This window comes from Mediterraneibacter agrestimuris (genome assembly GCF_943193195.1).
Classification (GTDB): domain Bacteria; phylum Bacillota; class Clostridia; order Lachnospirales; family Lachnospiraceae; genus Schaedlerella; species Schaedlerella agrestimuris.
On the sequence record NZ_CALPDG010000034.1, the window covers coordinates 22,151 to 42,153 of the forward strand.

Below are 20,003 nucleotides of genomic sequence, written 5' to 3' on the forward strand. Positions count from 1 at the left end.
GGAGGGTGTGTCAATGTTCTGATTATTTGGACAATTTGTTGGAAACACATTTTGGATTCGTCAATTAAGGAATGGTTGATATTATTCGGATGTCCGTATATAATTATATCGAATAGATTTGATGAAAGGACGGATGATATGATGGAATATATGTCTGCGCCGCAGGCGGCGGAGAAGTGGGGAATTTCGGAAAGGCGTGTGCAGAAACTTTGTGAAAATAATCGGATACCAGGAGTAACAAAGCTCGGCTATATGTGGCTCATACCAAAGAATACGAAAAAGCCCGCAGATGGGCGAAGAAAAGAAAACAAATTGCGGTGATATTTCTGTGACATTTTTATAATACTTTATTCAGTGAGAGGATGTGATTATATGAAGTTATTAGTGGTTGAGGATGATCGGCTTTTGAATAATACCCTGTGTTACAATCTGTCCGCCGCAGGGTATGCTGTGGATTCAGCTATGACAAAAGCTACGGCAACTCACTTATGCGAAAAACAGGACTATGATTTAATGATTCTCGATATTAACCTGCCAGACGGAAACGGTTTTGATTTTTGTAGAGAAATTAAAGAACGCCGTTCCGATACAGCAGTTATTTTTCTTACTGCAAATGATATGGAAAGCGATATGCTCCGGGGATTTGAACTTGGGGCAGATGATTATGTGACAAAGCCTTTTCCTATAAGCGTTTTTCAAAAGAAAGTGGCAGCACTTATCACTCGTATTCAAAAGCAGACAGGTGGTGATTGTTATTCGGACGGAAACCTGTCTATCAATTTTTCTGAAACGACTGCTACGCTTGCCGGGGAATTGATTACTTTTACAGCTATGGAGTATCGTTTATTGCGTGTGTTTGTAAAAAATCCGAATAATGTTTTAACAAGGCAGGTTCTTCTTGAAAGACTATGGGATATTGATGGTAACTTTGTAGACGAACACGCCCTGACCGCCGCTGTCAGCCGGATACGGAATAAAATTGAAATAAATGGCCGGCAATATATCAAAACGGTGTATGGTATGGGTTATATGTGGGTAGGGGGACTTCAAAAATGAACGCAAAGAAGTTGTCTATCAATAAAGCCTGTGTGTTTTTAGGCTTGGTACTTCTGCTGTCCGTTTTAGCAATTATCGTCATCTTATATAATTTGACGAATAGTACATTGGTAGTCTTATGCTGCCTGTTCTTTTGCTTGTTTGTTTTGGTCTGCGTGATTTGCTTTGTGGCGCTGGTTCGGCGCAGGCTGACTTTATTTTCCGATCTCTTTTGCAGGACGCTTGACGATATGCTGTCTGGGAATATAGAGCCTCTGCAAATGACTGAAGAAGAAAGCCTGTTCTATAAAATCAATTACCGGCTGGAGCGGCTCTATGAAGTAATGAATGAGAATCGCCGCAATGTTGCTAAGGAACGGGCCGACCTGCAAGAGCTGATTTCAGATATTTCCCATCAGGTGAAAACGCCGATTGCGAATCTAAAAATGATAAACAGCACGCTCATGGATCAGGAAGTTCCGCCACACAAGCAGAAAGAATTTTTATCAGCTTCCGCCAGTCAGCTTGATAAGCTGGATTTTCTCATGCAGGCTATGATTAAAACTTCCCGGCTGGAAACCGGCGTCATTTCTCTGGATAAGAAAAAGCAGACAATCTATGACACCATCGCGTCAGCATTGGGCGGCATTTTGCTGAACGCAGAAAAGAAGCAAATTGATGTTTCGGTAAACTGCCCGGAGCATCTGGCAGTTCCTCATGATAGAAAATGGACGAGTGAAGCGTTGTTCAATATTTTGGATAATGCGGTAAAATACACGCCGGAGAATGGAAAAATCACTGTGACGGTGGAGTGCTGGGAATTGTATCTGAAAATCAGCATTGCCGACACAGGAAAGGGTATCCCGGAAAAACATCAAGGCGCGATCTTCAAGCGGTTTTATCGGGAGGACGATGTTCATGATGTAGATGGTATTGGCATTGGGCTGTATCTGGCCCGTGAAATCATTACCATGCAGGGGGGATATATCAAGCTGACTTCCGGCCCGGACATCGGTTCCTGCTTTATGGTATTTTTACTCCGTGATTGATGAGACTGTGAAATGTCACAGGATTGTGAGATTTTAATGCGTAAAAAACCTCTTGAGGTGACATTTCTGTGAGGATTGGTCTTTAAGATAGAGCCATCACAAAGAAAGGATGGTGTTCTATATGAGCATATTACAAACAACTGATTTGAAAAAATATTATGGCACAGAGCCGAACATCACAAAAGCGTTGGATGGCGTGACTCTCTCGATTGAGGATGGGGAATTTGTTGCCATCGTTGGTACTTCCGGCAGCGGCAAGTCTACACTACTGAATATGATGGGTGGCTTGGACACGCCGACTTCTGGCAGTATCAAAGTGAAAGGAAAAGAATTATCCAAATTCAAGGACGAACAGCTTACGATCTTTCGCAGGCGCAACATTGGTTTTATCTTCCAGAATTACAATCTTGTCCCCGTCCTGAATGTCTACGAAAATATTGTACTGCCGGTGGAGCTGGACGGCGACACCGTGGACAAGCGATTTATGAAAGAAGTTGTAAAACTGCTGGCTCTTGATGAAAAGCTCAATAGTATGCCCAACAACCTTTCCGGCGGCCAGCAGCAGCGTGTTGCGATTGCCCGCGCTCTTGTTTCCAAACCTGCCATAGTTCTTGCGGATGAACCCACCGGCAATCTCGATAGCCGAACAAGCAATGATGTGTTGGGCCTTTTGAAAGTTACCAGTCAAAAATTCCATCAAACCATTGTAATGATAACCCATAATAATGAAATCGCACAGCTTGCCGACCGCATTATCCGCATTGAGGACGGCAGAATTTCCGAGTAAAGGGGGCGAAAATATGACTGATATTTTATTTGGAAACAACAATGGGCCTGTCCTGAAACTTCTGGCAAAGCGTTCACTAAAAGCGCAGAAAAATACGATTGCTGTCTTAGCAATCATGCTTGCAACGCTTTTGTTTACCAGTCTGTCCACGATTGCGATTAGTTTGCAGACTGCCATGCAGGAAAGCAACATGAGGACAATCGGTACTTCCGCTCATGTAGGTATTAAGCGGGTATCGTGGGATGAATACGAACTTCTGTCAGCCGACACAAGAGTGAAAGACATCGGTTATTCTGTCATTATCGGTAATGCTGTGGGGGATCGTTTTCATAAAACACCTACGGAACTGCGCTATGGTGATGCTGCCTATGCAGATATGACATTCAATGTTCCCGATACCGGGCGACTGCCAGAGCAGAAAAATGAGATCGCCACAAGCCGTATTGTTCTGGCGGCAATGGGGCTGACGGACGAAATTGGCACACAAATGGAACTTACCTTTGTGACCGATACAGACACGTTTACCGATACCTTTACCTTGTGCGGTATTTGGGATGGTGACGCTGTGGCCTACCGTCAGACAATGCTGCTATCCAAAGAATACACGGAGCAGGTAGCTCCTGTTATTCGAGGGGAAACAGACGGAGCCACACCCCCAGTAGGAACGGGCTATATTGATACGGTTATGATGATGCCTACGGAATGGGATATTGAGAAACAGGCATTGAAAGTGACTTCGCAATATGGTCTGGATGAACGGGTGAGTATCAATGACGCCTATGGGGCAGCGACGGTCAGCCCATCTACTATACTGCCCCTTGTGGCTGGGATCTTGGTTATTTTTATTGCAGGCTATCTCCTGATTTACAATGTATTTTACATTTCAATCGCACAGGACATTCGGTTTTATGGGATGTTGAAAACACTGGGAACAACCGCAAGGCAGATCAGGAAAATCGTTTATAAAAAAGCAATGAAGCTGTCCCTCGTGGGGATTCCCTTGGGCTTGCTGTTTGGATGGCCCATCGGTCGTTTGCTGCTTCCCTTTATCGTGAATATGCTGACGGACGATATGCGGGTAGTTACTACTGTAAACCCGGTCATCTTTTTGATTGCAATCATCTTTTCGCTGATTACTGTTTTCATTAGCTGCAAAAAGCCGGCCGCGCTGGCGGCCAAAGTTTCCCCAATGGAGGCACTTCACTATGTAGAGCAGGTTCCAGCGAAAAAGAAACAGCGGCGTAGCAGACGGATCAGCACGACTATGATGGCAAAAAACAATCTCGGACGAAATAAGAAAAAGGTAATCATCGTCACTTTGTCGTTTGCGTTGAGTATCGTTCTTTTGAACAGCGTTTACACTTATGTGACCTCGTTTGACTTTGACAAATTTGTTGCCGATTTCAGTTTGACAGATTTTACTGTCGCTGATACTACGGTTATCAACAGTTATGCCCCGTTTAATACGGCGAATGTAAATCGAGATTTCATCAGTCAGGCTGAAAGTCTGAATGGCCTTGAAGATATAGGAAGTGTCTACCTGTGGACTTCCAAACAGTCTCTTTCCGAAAACGACCTTACCCGTTTACAGGAACTTGCTGTTTCTTCCGATACCGTTGCAAAAGAGCTGGGCAATTATATGGTGCGGCAGGAACACGGTGTTAATGTGTACGGACTGGACGATTTTCCGTCAGAATATATACAGGTTTTGGACGGTGAACTGAACACGGAAAAATGGAAATCAGGAGCAGGTGTATATGTTACACCTATGCAGATGATGGGTGACGGTTCCCTCTATCTATATCAGCCGGGAGATCAGATCAATGTTCCACAATTTGACGGAACAAGCAAGGCTTATGAAGTGCTTGCTGTGGTGAATATTCCAAAGGCACTGGAAACTCCTTTGAAAGTGGATATGGGATTGGATTACATTTTCCCAACAAGTGAATTGCTGGGGAATATGGTAGCTGCCGATCAACCAGCCATGAAAACGATATTCAATGTGGATGATGAAAACCTGCTTGCCGCTGAAAACTGGCTGAAAAACTATACCGCAAACACCGACACTGCACTGGACTATCTTTCTAAAGTTGTTCTGCGACAGTCTTTTGACGGCATGATAAATATGTACCGTCTTGTGGGCGGTGTACTTTGTGCAATACTGGCACTTATCGGCATACTGAACTTCATTAACTCCATGACGACTTCCATCCTGTCCCGGCATAAAGAAATTGCCATGCTGCAATCAGTAGGCATGACAGGCCAGCAGGTCAAACAAATGTTGATCTATGAGGGAATTGGCTATTCCGCTTTGGGGCTTTTTTGTTCGCTGATCCTCTCCATTGCCGGGAGCTTGACTGTGGTTCGGATAATGGGGGCAGAATTAAGCTATTTCACATGGCATTTTACCCTGCTCCCCGTTATCCTTTGCATTATCCCACTGATTCTCATTACAGCTTTTGTGCCGATTGTTTGCTACAACAAAATGGCACAGAAAACGGTGGTGGAACGGTTACGCATCGCTGAATAAGATATACAGACACAAACGGCTATCCGAAAGGGTGGCCGTTTTCAAATGTCACAGAATTGTGAGGTTTCAGCCAGTAAAAAGTGTCCTGTGGTGACATTTCTGTGAGGTTTCTCCTTTATGATGATTTTGTTAGAAAAAAGTACTCCGCAAACAACGGGTACTATAAAGAGGAGGTAATATTTTGGACTATGTTCTCAAAGCAGAAGCTTTGACAAAGATTTATGGCCACCATAAGGCATTAGACAATTTTTCCATGCATATCCCCAAAGGTGCTATCTATGGGCTGGTAGGAAAAAACGGTGCTGGCAAAACGACTCTGCTTCGACTGATCTGCGGCCTGCAAGAAGCCACTTCCGGAGACTACACTTTATACGGTGTCAGCAGCCGGAAACATGAAATCCTCAATGCTAGAAAAGAAATGGGTGCGGTCATTGAAACACCAGCAATCTATCTTGATATGTCGGCAACCGGCAATCTAAAGGAGCAGTACCGTATTTTGGGAATACGCTCTTTTGACACCATCCCGGAGCTTTTGAAGATGGTCGGCTTAGGAAATACCGGCAGGAAAAAAGCAAAGAATTTCAGTCTTGGAATGAGGCAGCGGTTGGGAATTGCGATTGCACTTGTAGGTAATCCCCGGTTTTTGGTGCTGGATGAACCGATCAACGGACTTGACCCGCAGGGCATTATTGAAATGCGGCAACTTCTTCTAAACCTTAATCAGCAATATGGTATGACAATTTTGGTATCCAGCCATATCCTTGATGAATTATCACGGCTTGCTACTCATTACGGTTTCATCGACAACGGGAAAATGATAAAGGAAATCAGTGCAAGCGATTTAGAAAATTCGTTCCGCAAATCTGTCCGCATTGAAGTGACAGACGGAAAAGCTCTGGCTGCCGTTCTGGAACAGACAGGCCAGCCCTACAAAATTCTTGCTCCCAATGTGATAGAGGTCTATAACAGAGTGAATATCTCTCATTTGACCGCTGATCTTGAAAAGTACCAATGCGATGTACTTTCCATACAGGAGCGGGAAGAAAACCTGGAAAACTACTATGTTAATTTAATCGGAGGTATTAGCCATGAATAGATTGTTTGCATCGACATTTTTTCGTATGCTGAAAAAAATCGTGTTTTGGATTCTGTTGATTTGTATGTTTGCCTACGGTGTATATAGCGCATCAAATGTCGCTTCGGAAGCCAGTGCGGGTTTTGCGATTGATGGCTGCGTGTTTGAGTTTGCTCCGTTCATGGGTCTTGTAGCAGCAGTTTTTATAAGCCTGTTTGTCGGTTCTGAATACAGCGATGGAACGATTCGGAATAAGTTGGTGGTCGGACATTCCCGGATGCAGATTTACTTGGCAAACCTTATTGTGTGTTCGATAGCCTGTGTATTGATTTCTCTGGCCTATGCTGCCGGTATTATCATGGTAGGCAGCTCCAAAGGTGGTGAACTGCTGACAGAAACGAGTATAGTTTCCATGTGCCTGATATGCAGTGTTTTGGTTTCCATAGCCTTTGCAAGCATTATGACAATGTTGGCTATGCTGAACACCAACAAGGCGGGAAATGTGGTTGTGAGCATGATACTGGCCTTGGTATTACTTGTGTCCAGCTCTTATATCTATCAAAGACTTGGTGAGCCGGAAATGTACGACAACTATGTAAGCGTCAATGAGGTAGGTGTTCCTACACAGGTTGAACAGCTCCCCAACCCTTTGTATATTGACGGGACATCGAGGACCGTTCTTGAAGTAGTCAACGATCTGTTTCCCTCCGGACAGGCCATGCAGCTTGCGGATGCGTTTGATTCAGAAGGAATAACGAACAAGGGCATTGAAAATGATCCTTATCAGTGGATCGGCTATTCGCTGCTGGTGATACTCTTAACATCTGGAATGGGGATTGCCCTGTTTCGAAAAAAGGAAATCCGATGAGATAAATTGGATATAACAAATTAGAGAATATCATCGATTTGTGACAGTTCAGCTTTTTATTTTAGAGGATTTAGGATTGAGAAGATAAAAAGATTTAAATGAAGGAGAATTTAATATATGAAGAAGTATTTTTTAGTTTTATTGTCTAGCAGCATTTTATCAACGGTATTGAATGGGTGCAGCGGTATATTACCGAATGAAAATTCACAAGAAGAAAACTTATCCACAAGTGAATGGGAAACATCAGAAAGCAAATTGTCAAAAACGGAAGAAACATCTAGTATCGAAGAAAAGCCTACTGATAATGGGAAAGTTGATAATTCATGTTCTTATTATGGAACATGGGAAATAAGAGATTACCAGAGTACAGGAATTTCGGCTCTTTCCTCGGATGATATGGAATCATTTCAAGGAATAACAATCACTTATTAGTCGGATTCTATCCTTTTAGATGACGAAAATGTAACGGTTGATTATTTTACTGATGAGACGGATAATTTTGTTTATGACTATGATAGCCTGACAGACGCCTATAATGTAAATCTGGGAGAATGGTGGGATAATATCAGTGAGGTTACATATATAACAATTGATTCAAATAAAAGTTTTTTTGGTGATCAATTTTTTGTGGTAGATTCAGATACAATTTGGATTTATTATGAAGGTGCTTTCTTTCTTGCAAAAAAGGTAAATTTCTAAATAGTGGAACATTTTGTTAAGATGAATGTATAGAAAGCAGTCACAACAGGGGAAGTTGTACTTTTCCTGTGCTGCTTTTTATCAGTATTTTCCTTTATTTGAGAAAAATTATAAGACATATTAGGCGGAAATATTGAGGACGTATTAGACGGGTGATTAGAAATGAGTAAAATAGTGGTACTATCTTTTTCAGAAGATGAAGAAAAATTCTATCAGCGAATATTACATATTCTAAGTGAAAGCTCTCACTTAGAAGGTTGTAACGAGTTTTGTGTGGATGAGTATATTAGTATCGGAGAATTGAAGCTTAACTTAGCAGAGAAGAATGTAGTTATACATGATGCGGAGGTTATGCTTACCAAGAGAGAGTTTGACATATTGTATTTGCTGGCACAAAGTCCCGGCAGGATATTCAGCAAAGAGCAGATTTATGATATTGTCTGGCAGGAACCGTATTCCGGCGATTACAATATTGTTATGAGCCATATCCGCCACATAAGGGAGAAGATAGAGGATAATCCGGGCAAGCCGCTTTACATACAGACCGTATGGGGCATTGGCTATCGGTTCAACAAAAATTTGAGCAGCAGTCTGTGATGTGAAAACAGATTGCTGCTCATTTTTTGTCCTGTACACCTAACAGGTATTCACAGGACACATGGAAGAACTCTGCCAGAGCCACCACTTCATAGTCCGGGACGAACCTTGTCCCCTTTTCAATCCGTAAAACGGTCAGGTCGCTAAATTCATATCCGGCAAGCTGGAGCTGCTCTGCAAGGGCTTTCTGCGATAGCTTTCTTTCAGTCCGCAGTTCCATAACCTTTTGACCGATCAGGTTTTTAGAGTTGTTTTCCTTATTCCAATAGATTTTAATATCCTATCACCAACTTTCTAAAGATGAAGTCCTATATCATTGATTTTACGAAATATTGTTGATAATATACTTCTAAAGATGAAGTGACAGGAAATTATCTTGCGATTGGGAAATTGGAGATTGACAATATGGACTGTAAAATACAATATTATTTTTTAGCAGAGAAAGGTGGAAACAAACATGAATGAAGTTTTTGAAACATTGGCAGATGTCTTTGAGGAACTGCGCAGCGAATCAGAGGATAGGGAATATTCCGTCCAGACAGAGGAAGCAAGAGCAGCAAGCCGGGAACTAAAAAAGAAGCAGAAGGCATTTGAAGCATATCTTTCCAAACTCCCAAAGGAGGACAGGGAGTTCCTAGAGGACTACATGGATACGGTGGATCATGCCCATTACAAGGAGGAACAGCGGGCGTATTATCAGGGGTTTGTGGACAGCATACAGGTTCTTGATGGATTGGGCATTATAAAAAAGCGTATGCGTATAAAGGAGCTTCTTAAAATATTCAGCAGATAGACAAAGAGGTGGCTGGCAGGACAGAAGGCGAGCCACCTTTTTTGCATGGTTCAGAATTATCCAAAAATATTCATGAGAAAATTCAGATATTGGGGATATTCTATTCTTTGGGAGATTTGTATGTCCGAAGATAGGCTTCCACAATAGCTAGGATTGTTGTAATCTGTTCCTCTGTACACTGTGACAGATAAACCAACAGCCGCTGGTAGTCGAGGTTGTCTGCCGGGGCGGTTGGATAAAAAAACGGATCGGCGGAAATATGTAAGGCTCGTATGAGCTGTCCCAGCTTTTCAAGGCTTGGCACATTTCCATGATTCTCGATTTCCTTGATATAGCGTGAGGAAACGCCGGATTTTTCAGCCAGTTCCTCATAGGTCAGTTTCTGATCGGTTCTAGCCTTCTTCAGACGGAATCCCATTTCCTTGTCAATTTTCTTTTTCCTTGCCATATATGCACCTCCATGTATAGTGTATATTGCACATTTTACTTTGAAAATGCACTAATATATCACTTTATCAGAGGGGTATAATGCACATAGAAGAATAAAAAGACTTTGGATATTGCATATAAAAAAACGCAGTATCCAGAGGTTTTTTGCGTGAATTTTTATCCTTTGGGTACGTTTAGGGGAATTTATGTGTTCTGAACGGTCTGAGGGATATTTTTTTGACTTAGTGAACCTGTCCGGCTATTGGCGTGGGAAGGTTCTTTTATAAGGTGTTTTACTGGCAGTAAAGCAGAATATACCCTGACAAGTGAACTATACACACTCGTTGCGTGTGGAGAAAACAGAATAGAAGATATGAATAACGTCCAACAGGCATTTTGCCTGTCCGGGCGTTTTTTATATACAAAAATTTTTTCTAAAATTTTTTACTCCCACCCGAACATCAGCCTACCGCCATTTGGCAGATACAACGGAAAGGGAAAAGGCGAATGCCTTTGTCATGTCACAACGGGGGAGGAGGTGAACTCGTATGAAGAAACCTTCTTGCCATGATGAAATGACAATCAGGCATCGCTTTGACCGCCTGTGCCAGATGTCGCTCAAGGGCGAAGCAATCAATTATTATCGGCACATGGATTACCGCAGGGAGCATGAAGCCATGTTTTCTGAACTGTCTGAAAAGGAGCTGAACCAGTTGTTTGTTATGGACGAGTACGGAGTGGAGAACAGTCATTTTACAGTACATGGATATGACATTGAAGTAAAAGACACCCTGATTGCGGAAGCGTTGCAGGAACTCTCGGAACGAAAGCGGAATGTGATACTGCTTTCGTATTTTCTGGAAATGAGTGATGCGGATATAGCAAGGGAGATGAATCTTGTCCGCAGCACAGTCCATGAACATCGGACACGCTCACTGGAGATTTTAAGGAAGATTATGGAGGGAAAAGCAGATGATGAAAAAATGTAAGAGCAGAGAAGAAAAGAATTTGTTGCCTTTCCATATCATAAAGGCAGCATCAGAAGGCGATGTATTGGCAATCAACAAAGTCCTGAAGCATTATGAGGGATACATAATTACCCTGTCCACCCGGAAGATGTATGACGAGAGTGGTCGGCTTCATTTTTGTGTTGATGAAACGCTGCGCCGGAGGCTTGAAACCAAGCTGATTACAAAGATACTGGCTTTTGAAGCGGTATAGGGGCGGTTAGCAGCCCTTTTCCATAGCTGACAGAGTTTACAGCGTTGTACCTTGATAATTGAATACTGTATTGCATACAGGACGTGAGGATATGCAGAGCCACTAAGCAGATACGCCATGACATACCTGCCCTGTCTGAAACAGGGTGAAATGCGAGGAAATGTTGGAAAAGTGCATTGAAGCAAAGGTAAGGAGCGAGTGAGATCGGGCAAAATATGTAGCAGTTACATGGGGCGATGAAGCATATCTGTGATAATGATACTTCCGGGTTGTGGGGAACTGCAGCCCGGTCAATAAAATGACGGTGCAAGACCGATGTGGGCGGCGTAATGAGCCGCCACCTGTATTGCAGTTTTTATCTGCTAATAAATGGGGAGAAGTGTATTCTGCCTGTTTATTAGCAGATAAAGCTGTGCAAAGAATTAGGAGGATATTTTTAATGCAAAGAATACCGAAAGCGATTAACAAAAAGAGGTTAGTCAGATATAAAGAAGGTGCAGAAATGTACAGCATGGGAATGAATAAATTTCAGTCTTTGGCGAAGGATGCGGGCGCAATATTGAAAATTGACAGAATGGTATTGGTTGATTTGGATATGTTTGACCAATATCTGGAATCATTTCGTGTGAAATAGTCAATATGCGTGTATGTTGGAGAGAAAGATTTTTCGTATAACCAAAAATAAGTGTTGACTTTTGGTTAAACTAAAAGTATAATGATTATGAAATGGATGGAGGTGTATATTGTGGCTAGGACAGGCAGACCAAAGTCTGACAATCCGAAAAAAAGCCTTATCGGATTGAAATTGACAGAGGAAGAAGCCGCAAAACTAAGGGAATATGCGTCCAAACATGACATGACCATAACGCAAGTGCTACAAAAGGGGATTGATTTGCAGTATGCAATGGAAGAACCGATAAGTAGCTAGTACGAAATCTCTTTCCTTGAGAAAGGAGCAGAGATGGCAAAATCAAGAAAGGATAATAAAGGGAGAGTTTTAAGAAAAGGCGAAACCCAACGCAGTTGTGATGGAAAGTATGTTTATACCTATACTGATCCGGAAGGAAAACGCCGGAGCATATACTCTAAGGACATTATGGAACTGCGTGAGAGGGAAGAAAAGCTGATTAAAGACCAGTTAGACGGATTGGATACCTATGTGGCTGGAAGTGCAACGGTTAATTTTGTTTTTGACAGGTATATATCCACAAAGTCAGAACTCAGGGGAACAACCATGAGGAACTACAAATATATGTATGACCGTTTTATCCGTAATGGGTTTGGGAAGAAGAAAATCGCAGCGATAAAGTTTTCTGATGTGCTGCAATTCTACCAGCATTTGCTGAAAGATAAGGAAATGCAGATTAACACATTAGAAACAATCCATACGGTGCTTCACCCAACATTCCAGTTGGCAGTGCGGGATGATATTATCCGCAACAATCCGAGTGACGGGGTTATGGCGCAGATTAAAAAACAGCCGGGGAGAAATCATGGCGTAAGACACGCTTTAACTCTGGAACAGCAGCGAGCCTTTATAAACTATATAGAAAGCAATCCTACATATTACCGTTGGACATCTTTATTTAAGTTCTTATTAGGGACGGGGTGCAGGATTGGGGAAGCAATCGGGATAAGGTGGGAAGATGTAAATTTTGAAAAACGTGTAATCAGCATCAACCACAGTCTTGTTTATTACAGCAGGGAATTTAAGGAACACCCGATGTGTACGTTTTCTATATCACTCCCAAAGACAGAAGCGGGTATACGCAGTATCCCGATGATGGATGCGGTCTATGATGCACTCCGGGCGGAGCTTGCAGACCAGCAGGAGAATGGATTCAATGAAACGGAGATTGATGGAATGAAAGGTTTTATCTTTATGAACCGTTTTGGGTACGTCCACAATCCGCAGTCTATCAACCGGGCGATTAAGCGTATATACGAATCGTACAATGCAGAAGAAGTGGTTAATGCTTCCAAGCAACACCGGGAGCCTGTGCTAATACCACATTTCTCATGTCATCATTTGAGGCATACCTTTTGTTCGAGGTTTTGCGAGAATGAAACGAATTTAAAGGTGATTCAGTCTATAATGGGACACGCTAATATTGAAACAACGATGGACATTTATGCGGAAGTCACCGATGCAAAGAAACAGGAAGCGATTGAAAATTTAGCACACAAATTGGATGTATTTTAGGAAAGAGTCCGGCTAGGACTGACAGAGGGTACGACAACTTGTGTGCCATACGACAAGAGTACGACAAATTCAAGGGTTTTAATCAATGAAACAGCATTATATCGCTGTGCCGGAGATGCCGAAAAGCGGCTAAATAAAGGGAAATAAGTTGTTTTAAATTAAACTGACTTAAAATCCCGACAATGAAGTCCTTGAATGATGTAAACAAGGGAAATGATGTAAAAAATCAGCCTGTCGAGGAAATGAATACTGAGCCTGAAAAGATTGATTTCTCAAAGGTGAAAATCGAGCCTTTGTTTGAGGAACAGGTTGATTTTGATACATTCAGCAAGTCAGATTTCCGTGCAGTAAAGGTTAAAGAGTGTGTTGCAGTACCGAAGTCAAAGAAACTGTTACAGTTTACTCTTGATGACGGAACAGGCACAGACAGAACCATTTTAAGCGGTATTCATAGCTTTTATGAGCCGGAAGAACTGGTTGGAAAGACTCTTATTGCTATCACAAATCTTCCACCGAGAGCTATGATGGGCATTGACTCTTGCGGTATGCTCCTCAGTGCTATTCATGAAGAAGAAGGCGAAGAAAAGCTTCATCTTCTGATGGTTGATGACCACATTCCGGCAGGTGCAAAGCTCTATTAAGATGATGTAAAGATGTACCTTTTTACCAAATAGACGGGACATACTTCATTTGATAAAAAACTGAAAAAACAGCGATTTACATCAAACTTACATCATTTGATGCAGAAATCGGTGCAAGCAAGAAAAAATCGCATAATTAGCAGAATGAATGGGCAGTCCTGAAATCGGGATTGCCCATTTTTAGAAGAAAGACGAAAAACTCTTGACCTGCACGCAGCGTATACGCTTATACTATCAACATAAATCATAAGGAGGTGCATCTGATGTTATTAAATGAAATTATAAATGAGGTTGGAATGACAAAGCGTGCAGTTAAGTATTATGAAGAAAAAGGATTGCTGTCAGTGGATAAAGATAACAATGGTTATCGTAACTATACTGCACAAGATGTTGAAACTTTAAAAAAGATTTCAGTATATAGAAAACTCGGTATTAGTATTAAAGACATACAGAGCCTTTTGGAAACTGGCGACAAAAGTATTCTTCTTCGTATTTATCAAGAAAAAGTACAGGAAAAAGTTTTAAAAGACTCAGAACTTGAAGCTTTGAAGCAATTTATAGATGATGGTGACGCAGACAAAGCAAATGAGGCACTTGATTATCAAACCGTTGAAAATGCAATTGAGTCTTTGCTACCGGGAAAAGAATGGGGAGATTATTTTAAAAGTCATTTCAAACCATTTCTTAATGTAAGGTTGAAGACTCTGGAACAGAAGCAGGCACTACAGAATATATTAGAATATTGCGATGAAACGACATTGAAAGTTCCTTTTATTATGGGAATAGGTGCGAAGATGATAGGTGGGATTGCACAAGAAACCAGAACCGCAGATGAGATGATAGCCTATTATCGTGATATGAGTGAAAGTGAATATGAAAGACTAAAAGAAAAAGTATGGAAAGGTGCTAAAATGAAAAACGGTATAATGAAATACCATCCAGCATTTATTGCACAGAGAAAAATGCAGGAAGAGTTACAAAATAAAGGATATAACGATATATTCATTCCTAATTTAATGGTTCTGTCTCCAACGTATGCAGAATATAAGAAAGCGTTAGATAATGTGAACGATAGAATGTGTAGAGAACTTGGACTGTATTATGATAGCAATTATAACTTAGTTATTAAAAAAGATAATTCTAAGTAAAAGTTAAACTACCCTTTGGGAGAGGAGAAATCCTTTTCTCAAAGGGCTTTTTCTATTTATACGGATATTCGCAAACTACAAGATAAAGCCAAAACTTCATATACTCTAAGCACAAGGAGGTTATAATGGTATCGGAGCTTGTTTCGGAGTGGTCAGAGAAGAATTTACTGCTTACTGATGTTAGAATATAAATAGTACAAAATAAACATGACCATTTTCAATAAATAGTATATGATAGTCATACAGCAAGGAGGAGAATGGTTATGACAAAAGGTACAAAATATTCCCAACAATTTAAAGAGGATGCGGTGCAGTATCGCTTGGATCATCCAGAGCTGCCACTTCGCAAGGCTGCGGAGAATCTTGGAATCAGCGAATCCGCACTAAAAAATTGGATGAAAGCAGCAAAAGAACATGAAGGTTCTGTTCCTACCCGTGGTTCTGGTAACTACGCTAGTGATGAAGCAAAAGAGATTGCTAGATTGCAGCGTGAATTACGAGATACAAAGGATGCTCTTGAAGTATTAAAAAAGGCAATCGGTATTCTGGGAAAATGACAGAAACTCTTTACACGGCTACTTCTGAGTACGTGGAGGAAATAAAAGCCCTGCCTGTGAAACGTCAAGTTTCTGTCAGCGGAATACTGAAAAAATTGGACGTTTCACGTTCGGGTTATCATGCATGGAAAAAACGGGTTCCTTCGGACACGTCTGTTCGTCGTGCCGTTTTAAAAGAAAAAATCCAAAAGATTTATGAGGACTCTCATCAAAACTACGGTGCTCCTAAAATTACTGCGGAATTGCGGAAATTCGGGGAGCGCGTTTCTGAAAAAACTGTGGGAAATTATATGCGTCAAATGGGAATCAAAGCCCAGTGGGTAAAGCCCTACATCCAAACAACCATAGATTCTGATTTTAGTCAGGAATTAAAAAATATCTTAAATGAGGAATTCAATCCTACTCAGCCTGATGCTGTTTGGTGTTCTGACATCACGTATATTTGGACGTTTGAAGGATTTGTATATCTTACCAGCGTTATGGATCTGTATTCGAGGAAAATCATTTCGTGGGTGTTGAGTGAGACGCTGGAGGCTTCCCACGTGGTGGAATGTATTGAAAAAGCAAAACAAGTCAGAAATGTTAAGTAGCCGTTGATTTTCCATTGTGACAGAGGATGCCAGTATGTATCAGAAGCATTTCGGCAATCAACAAAGGATATGATTCACAGTTATTCAAAGAAAGCATATCCATGGGATAATGCCTGTATAGAATCCTTTCATGCACTCTTGAAGCGGGAATGGATTAATCGGTTTAAAATCTTTAATTATACACATGCATATAAGTTGATTTTTGAATACATAGAAACATTTTACAATACAGTACGTATTCACAGCCATTGCGGGTATTTATCCCCAACCCAATATGAGGAAGAATATCTGAAAAATCTAGAAGCTAATGCGATAGAAAGAGCGAGTTAAGCTTTGCTAAGCATAGAGAAAATTGGTTACATTTAATTTGTACTTTTTCTTGACATAAGACCAAGTGCACCACGTGCAGAAGCCGCACGAAAGTAAGCTTCCTTGGATTTGTACTCATCCGGGAGACCGACAATCAGCGGTGAGATCATGGAATAACGCATTAAAGCGATATCCTGTGCTAATTCCTGTTTCATTTAAAGTCCTCTCTTTCGTTTTTTCTTAAGTATAAGAGGAAGCAGAAGCGTTTTCCTGTAAGGCTATGTGGGTGTTAGAAACAGAATATTTGGAGTCTGCCTTATCTGCATGAACTGGTTCCCGAAAAAAGCAAAACACTGCATTACGAGACGGGGCGGGAAAGATAATCCAATACGGAAGGAACGGACCTTCTGCATCCAGTGCTTCACATATCGTTTGATGATGGATGCAATGAGATTTTCATCAACGGAGAGAGTGCCAGCCATGATTTTCTCATAATCTCCAGAAGCCTCATAGTCAGAGATGATAGAAATCTGATCCTGCAGGGATACCTGGGAGTAAGGAACAAGTAAAGAAGGAAGTAAAGCATGAGTCCTGCCGCAGTGAGAGCATCTGACGCGACAGATAGATAAAGAGATCCCGGAATCGTCTTTTTTGAGAGAGCGGGTGTAATAACCATGGATAGTTAAGCAGCCAGAATGGCCACAGGTACACTGTAGCTGGTGAAACTGTAAGGTGTTGATGATATTTTCATAAGTTTTTTGATCGAGTGGATTGTCAAAAGGTACCGTAATTGTTATCATAAAGGTGTTGCTTGCAGTGTTACATTGAAAGATGCTGCACTGTGAGGATTGTTTTGATAGCGGGTATCAAACTTTGGTCGGTGGGATACCTGCTATTCTTGTAACTTTGATATGATAACACAAGAAGGTACTGGTTCAAACACTCTGCTGTAAAATACATCAGAATATATGAGCCAGTACCTTCATTTAATTTGACGAATATAAGAAAGATCTGGAGCACCTAGGGTGCTGGATAACAGTAGAGAAAGACTGAGAAAACTAACAAGCCAAGAAGAATGCCCATTTGTTCTTCATATAGGAAATCGTCGAATGATTAAGAGGAGGATTTTTGATGAATACATTGAAAAACTTACTTTCCTTGAATGATGATGAACGCTTACTTGCCGAAGTAAGAACATATCAGGAAAAACTCATAAGCAATGCTGAAGAACCAATATGGGAAAGAAAGTGGCTGACAATCGAAGAAGCCGCAGCATATTCCGGTATAGGAAGAACGAAGTTGCGTGAGTTGTCTAATCAAGCAGGTTGTCCATTTGCAATATGGATAGGCAATAAAATCCATATTGTGAGGGAACGACTGGACAAATATATAGATAAGCAGTTTAGAATTTAGGAGGACACAATGGCGACAAAAAGAAAAGATAAATCAAGAGTTGTTCTGAAAACCGGAGAGGTTCAGAGAAAAGACGGTACTTATCAATTTAGCTGGCAGGACAGCCAGATGAAAAGAAGATTTGTTTACGCAAGAACTTTAGATGACCTGAGAGAAAAAGAGAAGCGTATTCAGAAAGATAAATGTGATGGTATTAAGACCGAAGCACGATATACAACCATTGATGAATTATTTGACCTTTGGGCAAATATGAAAAGAGGGCTGAAGAATAATACCTTTGAAAATTACAAATATATGTACAATACCTTTGTGCGACCAGTGATTGGAAGTAAAAGAATATCAACGCTGAAGAAATCAGATATTAAGAAATACTACAATTATCTTGTTGATGAAAGAAATTTGAAGCCTTCAACGATTGATAATATACATATGGTTCTTCATCAGGTTTTACAGATTGCTGTCGATGATGACTTCATCAGAAATAACCCGTCAGATAATGTGTTGAGAGAATTGAAAAAAGCACATTGTTTTCAGTCGGAAAAGCGTAGAGCGTTGACGAAACTTGAGCAGGAGCTATTTCTGAATTTCATGAAAATCCACCCTGTATATGAACACTGGTATCCGGTCTTTGCAGTAATGATAGGAACTGGACTTCGTGTGGGGGGAAGTAACTGGATTGAGATGGTGTGATATTGATATGGAAAGTGGAATGATTGATGTTAATCATACTCTTGTATATTATGACCACAGAACTGAGGGGAGTAAAAGTGGCTGTTATTTCAATGTAAATACAACGAAGACTCCGGCGAGTATGAGGCAGGTTCCAATGCTCGGTTTTGTGAGAGAAGCATTTGAACAGGAGAAACAGAAGCAGGAAGATTTAGGACTTCATTGCGAGGTCACGATTGACGGATATACAGATTTTATTTTCATCAATCGTTTTGGTCAGGCACAGCACCAAGCCACACTCAACAAAGCAATCCGAAGAATTATCCGTGATTGCAATGATGAGCAGTTTTTGCACAGTGATGAACCTGATGTGTTACTTCCTCATTTTAGCTGTCACTCGCTTAGACATACATTTACAACAAGAATGTGTGAAGCTGGAGTAAATATAAAGGTCATTCAAGACGCACTCGGACATTCAGATATTTCAACTACACTGAACATCTATGCTGATGTTACAAAAGAAATGAAAGCGGCAGAGTTCAAAGGATTGGATAGCTACTTCAAAGTATAATATTGGACTTCACATACAGAAAGAGAACATACAGAGTGTTGTGTGTTCTTTTTTCTTGTTCTGAAGCAGGAAAAGATAAGGCAGCGTTACTTTGATGTGGATTGACATTGTAAATAAGAGAAGTTATAATTTCTTGTATATGACTATGCTCTTGCATATACTACTATCGCCCTACATCATTTACATCATATTTTACATCATTTGCCCGCAAAGTGACTCAAAGTAGAGCAAAAATATGAAGTATGGGGGATAATTGGAATATGGAGAATTTAATAGTATTAACACCAGCTTGGTCGAGTATGAAAGAACCACAAAAAGGGTCCCGACAATGAAAACGCTTGGCGGAAAAGACCAGTAAAATCAAGGCTTTGCAGACAGCAGGCAGACGGTGCTTTTATAAAAAATGAATATGAAGATGGAAAAAGACGCATTTTGAGATTTGCGTCTTTTTCTATTGGGCTTTCTGCTTTACCTTGAGAAATGAGCAGACAACAGCAAACGCCATTGAATGGACTTCCATTGATGGTGTTTTTTTATTGTCTGGAAAGGAGCAGAAAAATGGAAATAACACATAAAAAAGTAAAACGAAAGGCGGTCTATGTGTGCCCTTAAATTAGGAAGCCTGTTTGATGGAATCGGTGTGTTCCCTCTTGCGGCTTCCCGTAATGGAATTATTCCCGTTTGGGCAAGCGAGATTGAAAAATCCCCAATAGCCATAACAAAACGCCACTTCCCAGACATGTGATTATTATCAAGCTTGGGAGCTATCGTTCTCATACTTGAGAGCCACTTTGTTTTCAATATAATTATCACGCTTGA

The 20,003-nt window shown here is 41.0% G+C and carries 26 protein-coding genes and 3 pseudogenes; 25 read left to right on the forward strand and 4 right to left on the reverse strand.

Going from position 1 to position 20,003, the window contains the following annotated elements:
- Window positions 1-141: 141 nt before the first annotated feature.
- From NFS18_RS14190 to NFS18_RS14230, 9 genes are all read left to right on the forward strand, one after another.
- The gene (locus tag NFS18_RS14190) at window positions 142-321 is read left to right on the forward strand and encodes a helix-turn-helix domain-containing protein (RefSeq protein ID WP_251391359.1); all 180 of its coding nucleotides are present in this window, start codon (window positions 142-144) and stop codon (window positions 319-321) included.
- 51 nt (window positions 322-372) lie between these two features.
- Window positions 373-1,056: a response regulator transcription factor gene (locus NFS18_RS14195; protein WP_251391307.1), complete on the forward strand. Its 684-nt coding sequence runs from the start codon at window positions 373-375 to the stop codon at window positions 1,054-1,056.
- Window positions 1,053-2,084 (forward strand): sensor histidine kinase, encoded by a 1,032-nt coding sequence (locus NFS18_RS14200; protein WP_251391309.1) that lies wholly within the window; start codon window positions 1,053-1,055, stop codon window positions 2,082-2,084. Before NFS18_RS14195 ends, NFS18_RS14200 begins: the two co-directional genes overlap by 4 nt.
- A 121-nt stretch (window positions 2,085-2,205) precedes the next feature.
- A complete protein-coding gene (locus tag NFS18_RS14205; protein WP_251391311.1) occupies window positions 2,206-2,871 on the forward strand; it encodes an ABC transporter ATP-binding protein in 666 nt (221 codons plus the stop codon).
- Window positions 2,872-2,884: 13 nt separating this feature from the next.
- The gene (locus NFS18_RS14210) at window positions 2,885-5,401 is read left to right on the forward strand and encodes an ABC transporter permease (RefSeq protein ID WP_251391313.1); all 2,517 of its coding nucleotides are present in this window, start codon (window positions 2,885-2,887) and stop codon (window positions 5,399-5,401) included.
- 181 nt (window positions 5,402-5,582) lie between these two features.
- Window positions 5,583-6,497, forward strand: a complete 915-nt coding sequence (locus NFS18_RS14215; protein WP_251391316.1) for an ATP-binding cassette domain-containing protein — start codon at window positions 5,583-5,585, stop codon at window positions 6,495-6,497.
- Window positions 6,490-7,344, forward strand: a complete 855-nt coding sequence (locus NFS18_RS14220; protein WP_251391317.1) for an ABC transporter permease subunit — start codon at window positions 6,490-6,492, stop codon at window positions 7,342-7,344. Before NFS18_RS14215 ends, NFS18_RS14220 begins: the two co-directional genes overlap by 8 nt.
- Window positions 7,345-7,461: 117 nt before the next feature.
- A complete protein-coding gene (locus NFS18_RS14225; protein WP_251391326.1) occupies window positions 7,462-7,776 on the forward strand; it encodes a hypothetical protein in 315 nt (104 codons plus the stop codon).
- 429 nt (window positions 7,777-8,205) lie between these two features.
- Window positions 8,206-8,640, forward strand: a complete 435-nt coding sequence (locus tag NFS18_RS14230; protein WP_251391328.1) for a winged helix-turn-helix domain-containing protein — start codon at window positions 8,206-8,208, stop codon at window positions 8,638-8,640.
- 19 nt (window positions 8,641-8,659) lie between these two features.
- Here the strand turns inward: NFS18_RS14230 and NFS18_RS14235 are convergent, their stop codons facing one another.
- Window positions 8,660-8,917 carry a helix-turn-helix domain-containing protein gene (locus NFS18_RS14235; protein WP_251391361.1) on the reverse strand — a complete coding sequence of 86 codons (258 nt, stop codon included), beginning with the start codon at window positions 8,915-8,917 and terminating at the stop codon, window positions 8,660-8,662.
- Between the two features lie 180 nt (window positions 8,918-9,097).
- Here NFS18_RS14235 and NFS18_RS14240 point away from each other — a divergent pair, with 180 nt between their 5' ends.
- Window positions 9,098-9,433 carry a hypothetical protein gene (locus NFS18_RS14240; protein WP_251391330.1) on the forward strand — a complete coding sequence of 112 codons (336 nt, stop codon included), beginning with the start codon at window positions 9,098-9,100 and terminating at the stop codon, window positions 9,431-9,433.
- 100 nt (window positions 9,434-9,533) lie between these two features.
- On the opposite strand, the gene NFS18_RS14245 is transcribed toward NFS18_RS14240, so the two are convergent.
- A complete protein-coding gene (locus NFS18_RS14245; RefSeq protein WP_251391332.1) occupies window positions 9,534-9,881 on the reverse strand; it encodes a helix-turn-helix domain-containing protein in 348 nt (115 codons plus the stop codon).
- A gap of 529 nt (window positions 9,882-10,410) precedes the next feature.
- On the opposite strand from NFS18_RS14245, the gene NFS18_RS14250 reads away from it, so the two are divergent.
- The 10 genes and pseudogenes from NFS18_RS14250 (at window position 10,411) to NFS18_RS19775 (ending at window position 16,552) form a co-directional block, all read left to right on the forward strand.
- Window positions 10,411-10,851: a sigma-70 family RNA polymerase sigma factor gene (locus tag NFS18_RS14250; RefSeq protein WP_160284356.1), complete on the forward strand. Its 441-nt coding sequence runs from the start codon at window positions 10,411-10,413 to the stop codon at window positions 10,849-10,851.
- The gene (locus NFS18_RS14255; RefSeq protein ID WP_120418431.1) at window positions 10,835-11,083 is read left to right on the forward strand and encodes a helix-turn-helix domain-containing protein; all 249 of its coding nucleotides are present in this window, start codon (window positions 10,835-10,837) and stop codon (window positions 11,081-11,083) included. Before NFS18_RS14250 ends, NFS18_RS14255 begins: the two co-directional genes overlap by 17 nt.
- Before the next feature lie 439 nt (window positions 11,084-11,522).
- On the forward strand, window positions 11,523-11,717 hold the full coding sequence (locus NFS18_RS14260) for an excisionase (RefSeq protein WP_251391339.1): 195 nt from the start codon (window positions 11,523-11,525) through the stop codon (window positions 11,715-11,717).
- A gap of 111 nt (window positions 11,718-11,828) precedes the next feature.
- Window positions 11,829-12,011, forward strand: coding sequence for a hypothetical protein (locus NFS18_RS14265; protein ID WP_330391898.1), 183 nt, complete (start codon window positions 11,829-11,831; stop codon window positions 12,009-12,011).
- Window positions 12,012-12,044: 33 nt separating this feature from the next.
- Entirely contained in the window at window positions 12,045-13,286 is a 1,242-nt protein-coding gene (locus tag NFS18_RS14270) for a tyrosine-type recombinase/integrase (protein WP_251391341.1), read from the forward strand.
- A gap of 167 nt (window positions 13,287-13,453) precedes the next feature.
- Window positions 13,454-13,927, forward strand: a pseudogene (locus NFS18_RS14275) (lysine--tRNA ligase); the annotation flags it as partial.
- Between the two features lie 263 nt (window positions 13,928-14,190).
- Entirely contained in the window at window positions 14,191-15,075 is an 885-nt protein-coding gene (locus tag NFS18_RS14280) for a MerR family transcriptional regulator (protein WP_251391345.1), read from the forward strand.
- A gap of 263 nt (window positions 15,076-15,338) precedes the next feature.
- On the forward strand, window positions 15,339-15,632 hold the full coding sequence (locus tag NFS18_RS14285) for a transposase (protein WP_251391347.1): 294 nt from the start codon (window positions 15,339-15,341) through the stop codon (window positions 15,630-15,632).
- Window positions 15,629-16,222, forward strand: coding sequence for an IS3 family transposase (locus NFS18_RS14290; protein WP_251391349.1), 594 nt, complete (start codon window positions 15,629-15,631; stop codon window positions 16,220-16,222). Before NFS18_RS14285 ends, NFS18_RS14290 begins: the two co-directional genes overlap by 4 nt.
- Before the next feature lie 69 nt (window positions 16,223-16,291).
- Entirely contained in the window at window positions 16,292-16,552 is a 261-nt protein-coding gene (locus NFS18_RS19775; RefSeq protein ID WP_251391351.1) for an integrase core domain-containing protein, read from the forward strand.
- A gap of 62 nt (window positions 16,553-16,614) precedes the next feature.
- Here NFS18_RS19775 and NFS18_RS14300 read toward each other — a convergent pair.
- Window positions 16,615-16,746: pseudogene (locus NFS18_RS14300) on the reverse strand (IS481 family transposase); the annotation flags it as partial.
- Window positions 16,747-16,809: 63 nt separating this feature from the next.
- Window positions 16,810-17,331 (reverse strand): DUF6431 domain-containing protein, encoded by a 522-nt coding sequence (locus tag NFS18_RS14305; RefSeq protein ID WP_251391355.1) that lies wholly within the window; start codon window positions 17,329-17,331, stop codon window positions 16,810-16,812.
- A gap of 225 nt (window positions 17,332-17,556) precedes the next feature.
- Here NFS18_RS14305 and NFS18_RS14310 point away from each other — a divergent pair, with 225 nt between their 5' ends.
- From NFS18_RS14310 to NFS18_RS19785, 5 genes and pseudogenes are all read left to right on the forward strand, one after another.
- Window positions 17,557-17,697, forward strand: coding sequence for an excisionase (locus NFS18_RS14310; protein WP_331477706.1), 141 nt, complete (start codon window positions 17,557-17,559; stop codon window positions 17,695-17,697).
- Window positions 17,663-17,944: an excisionase gene (locus NFS18_RS14315; RefSeq protein ID WP_023920548.1), complete on the forward strand. Its 282-nt coding sequence runs from the start codon at window positions 17,663-17,665 to the stop codon at window positions 17,942-17,944. The genes NFS18_RS14310 and NFS18_RS14315 overlap by 35 nt, the downstream gene beginning before the upstream one ends.
- A 9-nt stretch (window positions 17,945-17,953) precedes the next feature.
- Window positions 17,954-18,634 carry an integrase DNA-binding domain-containing protein gene (locus NFS18_RS20080; RefSeq protein ID WP_331477707.1) on the forward strand — a complete coding sequence of 227 codons (681 nt, stop codon included), beginning with the start codon at window positions 17,954-17,956 and terminating at the stop codon, window positions 18,632-18,634.
- Window positions 18,621-19,184, forward strand: a complete 564-nt coding sequence (locus tag NFS18_RS20085) for a site-specific integrase (RefSeq protein WP_331477708.1) — start codon at window positions 18,621-18,623, stop codon at window positions 19,182-19,184. The genes NFS18_RS20080 and NFS18_RS20085 overlap by 14 nt, the downstream gene beginning before the upstream one ends.
- 598 nt (window positions 19,185-19,782) lie before the next feature.
- Window positions 19,783-19,926 (forward strand): annotated as a pseudogene (locus tag NFS18_RS19785) (DNA cytosine methyltransferase); the annotation flags it as partial.
- Window positions 19,927-20,003 lie beyond the last annotated feature (77 nt).